Below are 15,240 nucleotides of genomic sequence, written 5' to 3' on the forward strand. Positions count from 1 at the left end.
CCGTCAGCGATGGCGTGGCGTTCCGCGTCAACGGCATGAGAGGTCGGCAGGGCTGCCGACCGGAGGTTCATCCATGACGACGACCAGCACCATCAACCGCGCCCAGCGGCTCGCCTTCTGGACGATTCCGCTGTCGCTTCTCGTGCTTGGCATGAAGCTGGCGGCGTGGTGGTTCACAGGCTCCGTGGCGCTGCTGTCCGACGGTCTGGAATCGATCGTCAATGTCGTTGCCGCCGTCGTCGCCTTCGTGGTCATCGGCTATGCCGCGAAACCCGCAGACGACGACCATCCGTTCGGACATCACAAGGCCGAGTATTTCTCCGCCGTCATCGAGGGTGTGCTGATCGTCGTCGCGGCGCTCCTGATCGTCTACGAAGCCGTGCCCGCCGTTCTTTCGCCCCAACCGCTCGAGGCGCCGGCCCTCGGGCTTGCGATCAACCTTGCCGCCGGTGTCGTCAATGCGGTGTGGGCGACCATTCTGCTGCGCGCCGGCAAGGCGTTGCGCTCGCCGGCGCTCTTGGCCGACGGGCACCACATCATGTCCGATGTCGTCACCTCGGGCGGGGTTCTGGTCGGCCTCGTCCTGGCGATCGTCACCGGCTATACCATCCTCGATCCGCTGCTCGCGGTCGTCGTCGCGTTCAACATCCTGTTTCAGGGCTGGAAGGTCATCGCCGGTTCCATCAGCGGCTTGATGGACCGGGCGGTGGAAACGGCGGAGGATGCGGAGATCCGCGCGGCGATCGCCGCGAACGCTTCGGGCTCCCTCGGCGTCCACGACCTGAAGACGCGGCAGGCGGCCTCGGTGATCTTCGTCGATTTCCACATGGTGGTGCCGGCCGACATGACGGTCGGGGCGGCGCATGAGATCTGCGACCGCATCGAGGATGCGATCCGTGCGGTCAACGCTGCTGCCAAGATCGCCATCCACATCGAGCCCGAGAGCGAAAAAGCCCACGGCATCCGCGTGAAGGTCACGCCCAACCGCGACGATCGCGGCCTTGTCGACGCAAGGCGGCCAGCAGAAGGAACAGACGAATGAGCAAGACCGACGTTTCCGGACTGTCCATGCTGGGACAGGCCGTGTCCGGCGCAACCAACCCCGACGAGGCCGTGCTGGAGCGCGTGCCGAGCAATCATTCCGGTACCGACTTCGTCGTGCGCTTCACGGCGCCGGAATTCACCTCGCTCTGCCCGATGACCGGGCAGCCGGATTTCGCCCATATCGTCATCGACTATGTGCCCGATGGCTGGCTGGTCGAGTCGAAATCGCTGAAACTCTTCCTGCATTCCTTCCGCAATCACGGTGCGTTCCACGAGGACTGCACGCTCGACATCGCCAAGCGTCTCGTCGATCTCCTGTCGCCGAAGTGGCTCCGGATCGGCGCCTACTGGTATCCGCGCGGTGGTATTCCGATCGACGTGTTCTGGCAGACGGGCAGCCCGCCCGAAGGCGTCTGGCTGCCCGACCAGGGTGTCCAGCCCTATCGCGGCCGCGGCTAGGGCCTGTTCCGGTCAATGCGGGCCTGACAGGCGCTCCGGCTCAGACATCCATCGTGTCGTCGCCGCTAAAATCGGCGTCGAAATCGTCGTTGGGCGACGGATCGAGATCCGCCTGCTGCCAGCCGTCATTATCGGCTGCGCCGTTCTGGTCCGGGGCGGCGTCAGGCGTCGTATCCGAGGCCTGCGTCACCGCATCGTCGCCGTAATAGTTGTTGATCGTGGTCTCTTCGATCGGTGCGACGGTCTCGGTCGCACCGCCAAGGCCGAGCGACGACATATGGTTGCCGAAAATGCCGCTGAGCGAGTTGGCGAGCAGCATGCCGCCCGCAACGCCCGCGGCGGTGCCCATGGCGCCGCGCAGGAAGCCGCCGCCTGACGAGGCTTGCGGCGGTGCCTGATACGGCGGCTGGTAGGGCGGGTTGGACGCAGGATAGGCTGTCCGTGGTGCGCTTCCCCACGGGCCTCCGGCGGCCAGGCGATCGGGCTGGGAGGCCTCGCCGCTGCGATTGGCGTCCGGTCTTGGCTGCGGCTTTTCGGACGATCCGAAGAGCGAACCGAGAAAACCGCCCGAGGCGCTTTCGCCTGGCGCGTGGTCGCGTGGCGCGTGGTCGCGTCTGGATTCCAGTTCGTGGAGACGCTCTTCGGTGCGACGGAGCTGAGCTTCGAGGGCTTCGATCCGCTGGGCTGCGGCCTCAAGGCCTTTTTCCTGAACGATGACGGCTTGCGCAAGATAATAGGGCGCCGAGGGCTGGGCGCGGACGGCCTGATCGATCAGGGTTTCGGCCTCCCGGTCGCGCGGCGTCGAGGCGGCGGTACGGACCCGTTCAAAAAGGCCGCTGAGAAGGGATTGTTCTTCCGGTGACATGGTCGTCTCCCAAGCGTTGGATCATACGGAAATGATGTCGTCGCTTGTCGGTTCCTCATGGATCGGTCTCGCGGCAGGACGCCGCCCGATCCACGCTGGCAGGGATGCCATGTCATCGACTACAGTCCGCAAATCCGGCTTTTCAGGGCCGGATCGTGGCGGGGCAGAAAAGTTTTTTTCTGATGCGCGTGGCGCCGGGCAGGCGATCAGCCGGTCACGATGAGCGCGGCACCTGCGACGGCTGTCGCCACGCCCAGCGCTCGCGAGACGATGCCGGCATTTCCCAGGCGGCCGATGAACATGCCAAGTCCGATGCCCGCCGCATGCAGGGCGGCGGTGGACAGCGCAAAGCCGAGACCGAAGGGCAGGGCGCTCGCTGCGCCGATCTCGCCGCCATGCGCATAGCCGTGGAAGAGGGCGAAGAGGCCGACCACGCCGGCACCGGCCGCAGCCGGCATGCGCACCGCCATCGCGACCAACAGGCCGAGCGCCACGATGGAGGCGAGAATGGCGGGCTCGACGAAGGGCAGAGTCAGGCCGGAGAGCGCGAGTGCGAAGCCGAGGCCCATGGTGACGACGAAGGCTACGGGCACCGCGAGACGCGCGCGGCCGCCCAGCTGTGCCGCCCAGAGGCCGACGGCCACCATGACCAGCACGTGATCGAGGCCCGTCAGCGGGTGGGCGATGCCTGCCATCATCGATCCATGTTCGCTCGGGTCGAGATGTGCGAAGGCCGGTGCGGCGGACAGGGCGAAAGCCGCGACGGCAGCGGCGAGAAAGCGACGTGTCATGATGGTCCCCTCGGTTCAGGGCGGCGAAGTGGATCGGCTTGGGAGGCGCGCCGCGGTTATCGTTCGAACCCGCATCCTAATCCGCCGTCGCGCCCTGTCCATACGGCAAATGCCCCGGGGCAAGGTCGAAAGCCCGGCCCTTAAGCATGGTGAAGGCGCACGTGTCTGCCGAGCCGCGTCTCTGTTGCCGCGGCTCGTGTGTTTGTTGCATTGTCATCGCGGTCGAGTCGCCTTATCTGAGCGGGTAGACACCTGAAATTTCGCGGGAGACAGCGGATGAACGAAGACGAGGACGACAAGAAGACGGAACTGCCCCTGGGCAAGGAAACTGAGGCGAACCTTTTCAAGTCGCGCTCGATTTTCATCTATGGCCCGATCAACCAGGAACTGGCGCAGAAGGTCTGCTCGCAGCTCGTGGCGCTCTCGTCGGCCAGCGACGAAGATATCCGCATCTTCGTGAATTCGCCGGGCGGCCACGTCGAATCCGGCGACAGCATTCACGACATGATCAAGTTCGTGAAGCCGAAGGTTTGGATCATCGGCACCGGCTGGGTCGCTTCCGCCGGCGCCCTGATCTACGTCTCGGTGCCGAAGGAGCAGCGCCTCTGCCTGCCCAACACGCGCTTCCTGCTGCACCAACCCTCGGGCGGCACGCGCGGCATGGCATCCGACATCGAGATCCAGGCACGCGAGATCATCAAGATGAACGAGCGCCTGAACCGGATCTTCTCCGAAGCAACCGGCCAGCCGATCGAAAAGATCGCCAAGGACACGGATCGTGACTACTGGCTGTCTGCCGAAGACGCCAAGAGCTATGGCCTGGTGTCGCGGATCGTCACGAACGTCGCCGACATCTGAGCCGTCTTTTCTGGACGCACTCTGGACCCCGCCGCTTGCCGGCGGGGTTTTTCGTTATGGGGTGGCGGTTGCCGAGAGCGGATGGGCGGCCAAGGCGCGGTCGATGGTGACGAGCCGCATGCGCTCGATGGCGCATTGGGCGAGCAGCAGCCTGTCGAACGGATCGCGGGTCGGCGGCTCCGGCGAGATGGTGTGGAGGGCGTGATGCTCGTCAATGGGGAGAAGCGTCAATCCTGCCTGCCTTGCAGCGTCCGGAAGGCCGTCCAAAGGGGTACGAAGCGGAAGCTTGCCGATCCGCGATTTGATCGCAATCTCCCAAAGACTCGCCACACTGACATAGAGGGCACCCCGTTCGGCTTGGACTTCATGCCGGACAGCGGCCGGGAGCTGCTCGGAGCGACCTTCGAGCAAAGCGATGAAGATCTGGGTGTCCAGAAGACGCGGCATCAACTCTTGGTCGGAAGCGGGAGTGGCGTGATCAAAAAGTCTTCGGGCAGCGGGTCATCGAAATCCGCCGGTATCTCCCCAAAGAAATGGGTGATACCCTTTTCGCGCTTGAAGGCTTCCAGCCCCTCCCAATCGATGCCGACCTTTTCTTTCGCCGGAACAAGCTCCATGACCGGTTTGCCGTCGCGGGTCACGGTGAAGCGCTCGCCGTCTTCGACGCGGCGGGCGAGTTCGGTCAGGCGGTTCTTGGCGTCTCGGATCGGGATCGTGGTCATGTCGATATTGTAGCTGCAAATTAGAAATTTGCAATTTGTGTGCAGCCAGGGTTCGACCGGAGAGGGAGCTGCGGGCTCGCGTCAAACGTTGCATTCCACAGGCGCAATTGCCTTTTTCTTCATCTGGCCTTGCCCTTTCTTTCGGCGCCGGGTATAGAGCCCGACATGTCGAAGAACAGCGCCAAGATCATCGAGCAGTTTTCCCGTGGACGGACCGTCGTTCGCGATCGCTCGCGCGCTTTCACCTCGCTTCTTCTTCTCGGCCTTACGCGCGGTTGCCGGGTTCTTTAAGGAGCGCCCGGTGGCCGACAAGCCCACCGGCACAGCTCCTTAGCCTCCGCTAGAATCCGACGTCTCCGCAGCCTTTTCCAGAATTTGGCTCAGCATTGCCATCGTCAACCGGCCTCCGATCGGCTATGGCAGCACGCGCGACGTTTCACCGTGACAGCGATCTGGCCCCGCACATCCCATGCCGGACGCTGTGAAGTCGAAGAGAACCGAAATGATCCTGAAATCCCATACCGTCAAACAGGGCATGCCCTCGGCCGCCGTCAAGTATCAGTCTTATCCGCAGGTGCCGATCACCGACCGCACCTGGCCTTCCAAGACGATTTCGAGCCCGCCCATCTGGTGTTCCGTCGACTTGCGCGACGGCAACCAGTCGCTCGTCGATCCCATGGGGCATGACCGCAAGGCGCGGATGTTCCAGTTGCTGGTCGATATGGGCTTCAAGGAAATCGAGATCGGTTTTCCCTCGGCGTCGCAGACCGACTTCGATTTCGCCCGCTGGTGCATCGAAGAGGGCAGTACCCCGACGGACCTGTCCCTGCAGGTGCTGGTGCAGTGCCGTCCGGAACTGATCACGCGGACCTTCGAGTCTCTGGAGGGTGCCAACAAGCCGATCGTGCATTTTTACAACTCCACGAGCGAGCTGCAGCGCCGCGTGGTGTTTGCCAAGGACGTCGCCGGCATCAAGCAGATCGCCACGGATGCGGCCAAGATGATTGCCGATATGGCGGCGAAGGCCGGCGGCGACTTCCGGTTCGAATATTCGCCGGAGAGCTTTACGGGTACGGAACTGGAGGTCTCGCTGGAGATCTGCAATGCCGTGGCCGAGATCATCAAGCCGACCGCCGAGAACAAGCTGATCCTCAACCTGCCTTCAACGGTCGAGATGTCCACACCGAACATCTATGCCGACCAGATCGAATGGATGTGCCGCAACCTCGACAATCGCGAGAACCTGATCATCTCGCTGCACCCGCACAACGACCGCGGCACCGGCATCGCCGCTGCCGAGCTCGGCCTGATGGCGGGTGCGGACCGGGTCGAAGGCACGCTGTTCGGCAATGGCGAGCGCACCGGAAACGTGGATATCGTCACGATGGCGCTGAACATGTTCACGCAGGGCGTGGATCCGCAGATCGATTGCTCCGACATCGAGCGGATCAAGGATGTCTACGAATATTCCAACCAGATGGCGATCACCGAGCGTCACCCCTATGTCGGCGAGCTGGTCTATACCGCCTTCTCCGGCTCGCACCAGGATGCGATCAACAAGGGCATGAAGGCGATCAAGGTCGCCAACAAGCCGCAGTGGGAAGTGCCCTATCTGCCGATCGATCCGCGCGACGTCGGTCGTTCCTATGAAGCGATCATCCGGATCAACTCGCAGTCGGGCAAAGGCGGCATCGCCTATATCCTGCAGGAGGATTACGGCATCAACCTGCCGCGGCCGCTGCAGGTCGAGTTCCGCGAGGACATCCAGCGGATCACCGACGAGCAGGGCAAGGAGATGCCGTCGAAGGCGATCTATGCGCGGTTCCTGGAGCGCTATATCGAGCAGCCGGGCGCCCGCATCCGCTACGTCGATCACACGACGCTGCCGCTCGGCGAGCATCGCGGCGCGCGCATCGTGCAGGCCGAGATCACCGACCGTGGCGAGACGAAGATGATCGAGGGACGCGGCACAGGTCCGATCGACGGCTTCATCAATGCGCTATCGCTCTATCTCGGTGTCGATATCTCGGTTGCCGACTATTCGGAGCACTCGCTGCAGCAGGGCTCGAACGCCGCCGCCATCGCCTATGTCGAGGTGCAGTACGAGGGCGGCAAGCTGTTCGGCGCCGGCATCAACACCAACATCGTCACCGCATCGCTCGAAGCGATCGTTTCGGCGGCCAACCGGGTGATCGAGGAGCAGGCGGTCTGATCGCCAGAGCCTGATCCTGCGCCTGATCTTGGCGACGACATCGACCCCCGGCCGGAAACGCCCGGGGGTTTTTGCGACCTACATCACGTCGGCGATGGCGTCGGCGAGGTCCTTGAAATTGGCCGTCGCCGAAGGGCCGACGACGACATAGGCGGCGCCCGGCTCGTTCCAGGAGATCAGCGCGAGGTCGTCGCGCATGCCTTCCGTCATGCGGCCGCTGTCATCGGTGGTCGGCGAGCGCTGGAAACAGATGGCGTAAACTTCGCCGTCCTCATCCTTGAACAGCAGTTGTGCCGTCGGCTTGCCCGCGGCCACCAGCAGGCGGGCGCCCTGGAAGGTCAGCTTGCTTGCGGTGAGATCCGGGATGGTGAAGGCGACGCCGGTGCTGGCGGTCAGCCAGTTGCGGATCTCTTCATCGTTCTCGGCGGTGATCTCGACCAGGTGGCGCGGCTGGCGCGCATAGACCCGGTGAGCATCCGTGACATCGTCGAGCCAGGTGCGCGCCTTGACCACGGGCGCCGACGGCGTGTTGTCGTCGATGGTGCGGCCGATGAGGTACCCTGTGGAGCCGCCGATGAGAAGCATGCCGCAGGAGGCGGCGAGGGCGCCGCGCCAGAGCTTGCGCCGCTGTCGCCGAGGCGCGCCGACCACGCGTTCCTGTTTCGGGTTGATATCCGTGCCCTGGCGGATGCGACGGGCGAGCGACAGGGGCACGGGATCGTGCAGGACGGCCTCGAAGCCGGTCGCGCCGAAGGCACTTCCCTGTTTCAGGCGTTCGAGCAGGCGTCGGGCTTCGGCATCTCTTGCCAGAAGCTGGTCGATCTCCCGACGCTCGTTCTCGTCCACTTCGCCATCGAGATAGGCCGACAGCCGCGCCTCGATGGTGGGACTTTTCGTGTGCTGCAAGATCAGGCCCTTCTTTCCGTCGTATCGGACGCCATCGCCGCCAGCCGCAGGCGTGCGGTCGCAAGCTTGTGCGCGACGACATCCGGCGCCAGGCCGAGAATATGGCCGGCGTCCCGGTAGTTTCTCTGCTCGACGGCCACCAGCAGGAAGGCGCTGGCGAGCCCCTCGGGCATCGCAATCATCATCTGCTGGACGGCATCGCCGCTGGTCGCTCCGCCTGCCGAGGCCGAACCGACGCGGGGATCGGCCGCCACGCGCTTGCGACCGTTCGCCTCGTCCTGCAGGGTGCGCGCCAGGATGTACAGGGCATCTTCCAGCCGGCCATGACCGTTCCAGACCGGCTGTCGTCCGGTCGCTCTCTCGCAGACGGCCTGCACGAGATCGTCCGCCTGCAGGCCGTCGCGCGTCAGCGTCAGCGCGAAGCGCCGCAGTCTCGGCAGCAGACTGACGAGATCGCGGCTGATGTCGATCGATTCCTGTGCTGGACGCATGCTTTCACCTGCGGAGGTTTTGTTCGGAGCCTTGCCGTCTGCGCGTCTTGCGAGCGCCGGGCCGTCGGTTCCGCTTCGTCTAACCGAACAGATATGAAACCATCGCACGCCGCTTCGCAAGTCGAGCCACGGTTGTATCACGGTTTTTTGCCGATCACGATGTGGTGGATGGGTGTCTAGGCGAAGAACCGCGTGGTTTCCGCCAGATGCACGCCGCGGCCGGTGTCGTTCAGCTCGAAACGCTCCCGCAGAAGCTTCCAGTTTCCGGGGTTTCCGGAGATCGAAAAGAGGTTGAAGCCGGCCGGCGGCTTGGAACCGCCAGGGCCCTGCGACGCCGAGGCGATGCCGACGACGGGGACGGGCAGTTTCTGGCCGCGCAGCGAATAGACCGTGTTGAGGTGAGTGTGCCCGTGCAGCACGAGCTCCGCACCACCGGCCGAGATCGTGGCACCGAAGCGGCGGATGCCGATCATGCGCTTGTGGGTCGGAGTCGCGCCGCGGATGGGCGGATGGTGGATCATGACGACGCGGAACAGGCCGGCTTCGCCCGCGGCGCGCAGCAGGTTCACCGTTTCGCGGGCCTGGCGACGGCCGAAATAGCCGCTGGCGGCAAAGGGCGGGGTCGCAAGCGCGGTCGAGCAGCCGATGATCGCGACATTGCCGCGGACGCGCATATAGGGGTAGCAGTGAAAGTCCTCGTCCCAGACCGCGGGCGCATCCTCGCCGCGCATGAAGGGATACCAGGCCTTCGTCGCCTTCTCGTAGGCACCCGGCACATAGGCGTCGTGATTGCCGGGGATGACCGAGATGTTGCGCGGCTCGCCGGCGTCCTGCAGCCAGGCCGTCACCGCCTCGATCTCCCGCGAGGAGGCGAGATTGACCATATCGCCGGTAATGGCGAGGTGATCTGGATCGATCCGGTCGATCGCATCCATGACCGCGTTCAGCGTGTTTCCCACCATATGGCTGCGCCTGTTGCGGTGCCAGTTGATGAAGCCGGTGATACGCTTCGAGGCAAGTTCGCGGATGGACAGGCTGGGAAGAGGACCGAGATGGATGTCGGAGATATGCGCAAGTTTGAACATGGGTTCTACCTAGCGCATATCACGGGAAAAGCTAACCGCTGCGGCACGCTTTTGCCACAATGCGGAACGCGATGAGGCGTTACGCGGCCGCCAGGCGCTCGCGGCCGTGCGGGCTGTCCAGATCGAGCAGCGGCCCTTCCGGCACGATGCCGGTCGGGTTGATGGTCTTGTGGCTCTCGTAATAGTGATGCTTGATATGGTGCATATCGACCGTGCCGGCGACGCCGGGCGTCTGGTAGAGGTCTTTCAGATAGGCCTGAAGGTTCGGATAGTCCGCGATGCGGCGGATGTTGCATTTGAAATGGCCGACATAGACCGGGTCGAACCGCACGAGCGTCGTGAACAGCCGCCAGTCCGCTTCCGTCACGCGGTCGCCGAGCAGATAACGCCGGGTCGACAGCCGCGCCTCCAGATCGTCGAGCGTCTCGAAAATGGCTTTCACGCTCTCCGCATAGGCGTCCTGCGTGGTGGCGAATCCGGCCTTGTAGACGCCGTTGTTGACCGTATCGTAGATGCGCGCGTTTACCGGATCGATCTCGCTCTGCAAATCGCGCGGGTAGAGGTCGAGCGTCGAGCCGGTCAGGCCGTCGAACGCCGTGTTGAACATGCGGATGATGTCGGCGGATTCGTTGGAGACGAGCTTGTTCTGCGCCTTGTCCCAGAGAACGGGAACCGTGACGCGGCCGGAATATTTCGGGTCGGCACGCACGTAGATCTCCGAAAGAGCCTTGGCGCCGAAGAGGTGATCCTGCGTGTCGCCCGCACGCTCCCCGAACTCCCAGCCTTTCGACAGCATGAGATAATCGACGACCGAGACGGAGACGAGGTCTCCGAGGCCTTTGAGAGCCCGGACGATTAGCGTGCGATGCGCCCAGGGACAGGCGAGCGAGACGTAGAGGTGGTAGCGTCCCGCTTCCGCCTTGAAGCCGGCTTCGCCCGTTGGGCCGGCCGCGCCATCGGCCGTCACCCAGTTGCGGAATTGCGATTCGGAGCGCTTGAAATGCCCCTTGGTCGACGCGGTGTCGTACCAGACGTCGTGCCAGATGCCCTCGACCAGCATGCCCATGGATGGCTTCCCTCGGTTGTTGCGGTGTCTTCGATGCCACACAAGATAGGAGACCGGCAACCTCGGCATAGGCGCGCCGCGGTGAACGCTGCGTTTTCACTTGGTGATGCGTTTTTTTTCTGCTATCGGCGCACCAGCTTTTTCTCGAAAGACGTGAACATGCATTTTGCAGGAAACCCTCGACGACGCTGATGACCATGCTTTCCGGCATGCGCGGTCTTGCGCTGTCGTTCCCCATGTCTCGCTCGCCAATCGGGTTTCCCCATGTTCATGCACAAGCACGACCTCGTCTATCTGACGGAAGATGCCTCCCACGACGCCGCCATCGAACTGATCAACGAGGAAGCCTTCGGCCCCGGCCGTTTCGCGCGCGCGGCCGCCCGCATCCGCGAGCAGGGGCCGCACGACCGGTCGCTGTCCTTTATCTGCGCCGACGACGGGGAGACGATCGGTTCCGTGCGGATGACCCCCGTCTCCGCCGGTCCGGTCGCCGCCCATCTGCTGGGACCGCTGGCCGTGCGGCCTTCCCACAAGAACCGCGGGATCGGGCGGGAACTGGTTCGGATTGCGGTGGAGGCCGCCCGGCGCAAGCGGTCGGAAGCCGTCATCCTCGTCGGCGATGCCGCTTACTACCAGCCGCTCGGCTTCGAGCCGGTCTCGCGCGGGGCGCTCCTGTTTCCCGGTCCCGTCGATATGGCGCGGGTTCTCGTGGTGCCGATCGGTGCCGACATTCATGCGCGGCTTGCCGGCGAGATCCGCTGGCGCGGCTGAGAGAGCACGCGTCCACGTCTCCCTGTGCCTGCCGCTCCCATTGTCGGGGCTCGCGTAAACGTTCCTCAATATTGTGCGGCTAGGTTTACGCTGTGTCCGGACCCCGTGCCGGGCGGAGCCAGGGTGCGCGTTCATGTCCGGTCTGAAAAGTCTCGTTCTCGCGTTCCTCGTCTTCATGCTCGGCTATCTCGGGGTGGCGGGCGACGAGCGCTGGTACCGCTTCAACCCGCCGCCGCCTTTGCCGCGGGCCGATGACAGCGGCTTTGCCGCGGTCAACGGTATCCGCATGTCCTATGCGGTCTACGGCAAGGGCAGGGGATCGCCGATCCTGCTCGTCCATGGCGGCATGGGGAGCGCCGATGTCTGGGGCTTCGAAGTGCCGATCCTTGCGAAGACCCATGAGGTCATCGTCGCCGACAGTCGTGGCCATGGCCGGTCCACCCGCACGGATGCGCCCTTCACCTATCATCTCATGGCGGAGGATTATGTCGCGCTGCTGGATGCGCTGAAGATCGAGCGGACGGCGCTGGTCGGCTGGAGCGATGGCGGCATCATCGGTCTCGATATCGCGCTCAACCATCCGGAGCGGTTGACGAAGCTGTTCGCGCAGGCGGCCAACGTCTCGCCGGACGGGCTTCTGCCCCAACCGCGCTTCTCGCTCCAGCAGCCGGACGGAAACCGCGACGAGACGGATTACCGGCGGTTGTCCGCAACGCCCGACGATTTTCCGGCATTTCGGGCCGCCATTGCCAAGCTCTGGGCGACCGAGCCGCGTTACTCCGAGGCCGAGCTGAAGAGCATCCGCGTGCCGACCCTTATCGCGCTCGGCGATCACGACGAGGCGGTCAGCCGTGCGCATTCCGAATATATCGCCCGCACCATTCCCGGCGCGCGCTTCCTGCTGCTCAAGGATGTCGGCCACAAGGCGCTCTATCAGGATCCGGTCGGCTACTGCGCCGCGGTGCTTGCCTTCCTCGACGGGCGCGGGCCGAGCACCTGAACCCGCTAGCGGCCCTCGCGATACCAGGTGCTGGAGAGGACGAGGAGCAGGGCTGCGAGGCCGAGGAAGCCGGCAAAGAGCGGCAGGGAATTGACGCCCTTCAGCACGGTTTCATCGGTCATGCGCAGCGACATCCGATTGGCGTCGGCGACGCGAACCTGACCGCGCACGGGCAGAATGGCCGGGATATCGATGGCGCCGGAGGCATCGGCCACGCGGTGGACGAGGCCCTTCGTCTTCTCGGCCCAGGGCGCCAGCAGATCTTCCGACGAGACGGTCGCCTTGAATTCCGGCGCATCGACGCTGCCGACGTGGACGAGCGTGGTCAGGTCACCGTTCGCCACCTCGAACAGGCCCGTTTCCGCGGTGCGCACGTCGGCGCGGTAGAGACCGGGCTCGCGTTCCGTCAGGCCCACATCCAGCGTGCCGCCCGAGGGCAGGGTGAGGCGGGCGGTGCCAGGATCGCCGGCGATGGTCTGGCGGGTGATTTCGAGCGTCCGGCCGCTGGCGCGTGCCGTCAGCGCTTCCTCTTCGAGCGCCGGTTCCTGCATCAGCCAATGCGCCGTGCGGCGATAGAGCGACACGCTCGGACCGCCGCCTTCGAAACCGCGCGCCCAGAGCCAGCCCTGGTCGGACAAAAGCATGGCGACGCGGCCCTTGCCCACACGGTTCAGCACCAGCAGCGGCTTGTTGTCGGCGCCCTGCATGATCGTCTGCCCCTCGGGCGGATCGACATCCACAGTGCGGAACCAGCGGCCCCAATGCGGCGGCTCGCTGTTTGCCCCTTCGAGCCCGCGCGTCACGGGATGCTTGCGGCCCTCGTCCGTCAGCCTCGGGAAGAAGGCCTTGTCGTTCATCTGCCCGGTCGGGCTGGCGGGAAGGACGGCGGAGAGTGGCGTCGTCGCGATCGAGTCGGCGCCCGCATGTTCCGGGCCGGCGGCGATCAGCAGGGCGCCGCCGTTTTCGACATATTGGGCGATGTTGTCGTAATAGATGATCGGCAGCACGCCGCGGTGCTGGTAGCGATCGAAGATGATGAGGTCGAACTCGTTGATCTTCTCGATGAACAGCTCGCGGGTCGGAAACGCGATCAGCGACAACTCGTTGATCGGCGTGCCGTCCTGCTTTTCCGGCGGGCGCAGAATGGTGAAATGCACCAGATCGACCGAGGCGTCCGACTTCAAGAGGTTGCGCCAGGCACGCTCGCCGGAGTGCGGCTCGCCCGAGACGAGGAGGACGCGCAGGTTCTCGCGAATGCCGTCGAGCACGTGGACGGCGCGGTTGTTCGCCCCGGTGACCTCGCCGGCCAGCGGCGCGACGGCAAATTCCAGAATGTTGTTGCCGCCGCGCGGCACGGTGAAGCGGAAGGGGATGTCTGTGCCGGGCTCCGCCTGCTGCGTGGCGATCTCCTGCCCGTTGAGGCTGACGGTGACTTCGGCGGTACCGGACGGCGTGCGGCCATCGTCGATGACGCGGAAGGTCACGGCCTGTTCCTCGCCGACGATGCCGAAGCGGGGGCCGCTGATCACCTCGATCCGGCGATCGAACTCGTCGGGCTGGCCGGTGATCAGGCCGTGGATCGGGGCATCGAAGCCGAGCGGCTGATTGATATCGGGCACGTCGTGGATCTGGCCGTCGGTGATGAAGATCGCGCCGCCGACGCGGGCCGGGGGGACGTCGGACAGGGCATTCGACAGCGCCGAGAACAGGCGTGTCGAGGGCGTCTCGGTGTCGGCATCGTCGGCGGCTTCGACGATCCGCGGCTCGATCTGCGGGAAGCGTGCGAGGCGCTCCTTCAGCGTCGTCAGCGCCTGGTCGGTCATCGCCCGCCGGTTGGCAGCACCCTCTCCGACATCCTGGCTCTGGCTGCGATCGACCACGACAGCGACGATGGTGGACAGCGGCTCGCGTTGCTCCTGGAAGAAGACGGGATTGGCGAGCGCAAGGCAGAGCGCGGCCAGCGCCAGCGCCCGCAACACGGCACCCCGCACGCCGCGCCACAGCGACAGGGCGACGAGCAGGGCGGCGAGGATCGACAAGGCGATCAGCACGGCCTGGGGAACGAGGGGCGAAACGTCGATGGTCATCTGTGGGCCTTCACTGATCGGCCTTCACGGGCCAAGCCGTTCACTGGCCAAGCCGTTCGAGCAGGGCCGGAATGTGGACCTGATCGGCCTTGTAGTTGCCGGTGAGCATATACATCATGATGTTGACGCCCGAGCGGAACGCATATTCGCGCTGCATCTCGTCCGGCGGCACGGTCGGCAACAAAGGTGCACCATTGTCGTCCGTCGCCCAGGCGCCGGCCAGATCGTTGCCCGTGATCATGATCGGCGAGACGCCATCGCCCGAGCGGGCGGGACGCTCAGACGGCTCGCCGTCATTGTGCGGCTGCGCCTCGATCCACAGAGGGCTGCCGGTATAGCGGCCCGGGAAGGATGAGAGCAGATAGAACGACTTGGTCAGCACGTTGTCGGTCGGCACGGGTTCGAGCGGGGGAATGTCGAGATCGGCCAGGATCGCCTGCAGACGTTCGGTGTTCGGACTGGTGCCGGAGGCGGCCGACAGGGAAGAGAGCTGGTCGCGCGTGTCGAACAGCACGGTTCCGCCGGCGCGCATATAGGCGTCGATCCGGCTGATCGCCGCAGGGCTCGGCATTTCGGCATTGGCGGAGATCGGCCAGTAGATCAGCGAGTAGAACGACAGCTCGTCCTTGGAGATATCGAGGCCGACCGGCGCGCCGGGCTCAAGCGTCGTGCGATAGGTGAGGAATTCGGTCAGGCCCGCGAGCCCGCGCTCGGAGATGCGATCCACCTCGCTCTCGCCGGTGACGACATAGGCCAGATGCGTGTTGTCGAGATGGCTGAGGATCTCCTCGTCGCCGGGCCGGGTGTCGTCGAACGGCCCTTGAGCGGGGGCCGTCTGTGTCGGCGGCGTGGCTTGTGCCTGTGCCTGTGTCTGGGCCTGTGT

Annotated in this window: 16 protein-coding genes and 1 pseudogene; 7 read left to right on the forward strand and 10 right to left on the reverse strand. The window is 64.8% G+C overall.

The genetic code is table 11. The annotated features are described in order from the left end of the window. The first annotated feature begins 73 nt into the window (after nt 1-73). Both ASG39_RS01610 and queF read left to right on the forward strand, forming a co-directional pair. Nucleotides 74-1,042 (forward strand): cation diffusion facilitator family transporter, encoded by a 969-nt coding sequence (locus tag ASG39_RS01610; protein WP_062592173.1) that lies wholly within the window; start codon nt 74-76, stop codon nt 1,040-1,042. Continuing rightward, nucleotides 1,039-1,503, forward strand: a complete 465-nt coding sequence (gene queF, locus ASG39_RS01615; protein ID WP_062592175.1) for a preQ(1) synthase — start codon at nt 1,039-1,041, stop codon at nt 1,501-1,503. The genes ASG39_RS01610 and queF overlap by 4 nt, the downstream gene beginning before the upstream one ends. A gap of 40 nt (nt 1,504-1,543) precedes the next feature. Here the strand turns inward: queF and ASG39_RS01620 are convergent, their stop codons facing one another. Then, a complete protein-coding gene (locus ASG39_RS01620) occupies nt 1,544-2,368 on the reverse strand; it encodes a DUF2076 domain-containing protein (protein ID WP_062592177.1) in 825 nt (274 codons plus the stop codon). A gap of 206 nt (nt 2,369-2,574) precedes the next feature. Beyond that, a complete protein-coding gene (locus ASG39_RS01625) occupies nt 2,575-3,159 on the reverse strand; it encodes a HupE/UreJ family protein (RefSeq protein WP_062592179.1) in 585 nt (194 codons plus the stop codon). A 276-nt stretch (nt 3,160-3,435) separates the two neighbouring features. On the opposite strand from ASG39_RS01625, the gene ASG39_RS01630 reads away from it, so the two are divergent. Beyond that, the gene (locus tag ASG39_RS01630) at nt 3,436-4,017 is read left to right on the forward strand and encodes an ATP-dependent Clp protease proteolytic subunit (protein ID WP_062476226.1); all 582 of its coding nucleotides are present in this window, start codon (nt 3,436-3,438) and stop codon (nt 4,015-4,017) included. A gap of 54 nt (nt 4,018-4,071) precedes the next feature. Here ASG39_RS01630 and ASG39_RS01635 read toward each other — a convergent pair whose 3' ends face one another. Then, nucleotides 4,072-4,464, reverse strand: a complete 393-nt coding sequence (locus tag ASG39_RS01635; protein WP_062592181.1) for a type II toxin-antitoxin system VapC family toxin — start codon at nt 4,462-4,464, stop codon at nt 4,072-4,074. Continuing rightward, complete coding sequence (locus ASG39_RS01640; protein WP_062592183.1) at nt 4,464-4,739, reverse strand: type II toxin-antitoxin system prevent-host-death family antitoxin; 276 nt, start codon at nt 4,737-4,739, stop codon at nt 4,464-4,466. Before ASG39_RS01640 ends, ASG39_RS01635 begins: the two co-directional genes overlap by 1 nt. 165 nt (nt 4,740-4,904) lie before the next feature. Between ASG39_RS01640 and ASG39_RS24655 the strand changes: the two genes are divergently transcribed. Both ASG39_RS24655 and leuA read left to right on the forward strand, forming a co-directional pair. Then, nucleotides 4,905-5,030 carry a hypothetical protein gene (locus tag ASG39_RS24655; protein ID WP_274533663.1) on the forward strand — a complete coding sequence of 42 codons (126 nt, stop codon included), beginning with the start codon at nt 4,905-4,907 and terminating at the stop codon, nt 5,028-5,030. A 211-nt stretch (nt 5,031-5,241) separates the two neighbouring features. Continuing rightward, on the forward strand, nt 5,242-6,951 hold the full coding sequence (leuA, locus tag ASG39_RS01645) for a 2-isopropylmalate synthase (RefSeq protein ID WP_062592185.1): 1,710 nt from the start codon (nt 5,242-5,244) through the stop codon (nt 6,949-6,951). Nucleotides 6,952-7,029: 78 nt separating this feature from the next. On the opposite strand, the gene ASG39_RS01650 is transcribed toward leuA, so the two are convergent. From ASG39_RS01650 to ASG39_RS01665, 4 genes are all read right to left on the reverse strand, one after another. Continuing rightward, nucleotides 7,030-7,857, reverse strand: a complete 828-nt coding sequence (locus tag ASG39_RS01650; protein ID WP_062592187.1) for an anti-sigma factor — start codon at nt 7,855-7,857, stop codon at nt 7,030-7,032. A 2-nt stretch (nt 7,858-7,859) separates the two neighbouring features. After that, a complete protein-coding gene (locus ASG39_RS01655) occupies nt 7,860-8,348 on the reverse strand; it encodes a sigma factor (RefSeq protein ID WP_062592189.1) in 489 nt (162 codons plus the stop codon). Nucleotides 8,349-8,524: 176 nt separating this feature from the next. After that, entirely contained in the window at nt 8,525-9,433 is a 909-nt protein-coding gene (locus ASG39_RS01660) for a metallophosphoesterase (protein WP_062592191.1), read from the reverse strand. A 79-nt stretch (nt 9,434-9,512) separates the two neighbouring features. Next, nucleotides 9,513-10,499: a glutathione S-transferase family protein gene (locus tag ASG39_RS01665; RefSeq protein WP_062592193.1), complete on the reverse strand. Its 987-nt coding sequence runs from the start codon at nt 10,497-10,499 to the stop codon at nt 9,513-9,515. A 270-nt stretch (nt 10,500-10,769) separates the two neighbouring features. Between ASG39_RS01665 and ASG39_RS01670 the strand changes: the two genes are divergently transcribed. Then, the gene (locus tag ASG39_RS01670; RefSeq protein WP_062593315.1) at nt 10,770-11,270 is read left to right on the forward strand and encodes an N-acetyltransferase; all 501 of its coding nucleotides are present in this window, start codon (nt 10,770-10,772) and stop codon (nt 11,268-11,270) included. A gap of 133 nt (nt 11,271-11,403) precedes the next feature. After that, a complete protein-coding gene (locus tag ASG39_RS01675; protein WP_062592195.1) occupies nt 11,404-12,270 on the forward strand; it encodes an alpha/beta hydrolase in 867 nt (288 codons plus the stop codon). A gap of 5 nt (nt 12,271-12,275) precedes the next feature. Here ASG39_RS01675 and ASG39_RS01680 read toward each other — a convergent pair whose 3' ends face one another. After that, nucleotides 12,276-14,357, reverse strand: coding sequence for a hypothetical protein (locus ASG39_RS01680; protein ID WP_062592197.1), 2,082 nt, complete (start codon nt 14,355-14,357; stop codon nt 12,276-12,278). Nucleotides 14,358-14,397: 40 nt separating this feature from the next. After that, nucleotides 14,398-15,168, reverse strand: a pseudogene (locus ASG39_RS24750) (DUF4159 domain-containing protein); the annotation flags it as partial. Nucleotides 15,169-15,240: the final 72 nt, after the last annotated feature.

Source organism: Rhizobium sp. Leaf371 (assembly GCF_001424045.1).
Taxonomy (GTDB): Bacteria; Pseudomonadota; Alphaproteobacteria; order Rhizobiales; family Rhizobiaceae; genus Ferranicluibacter.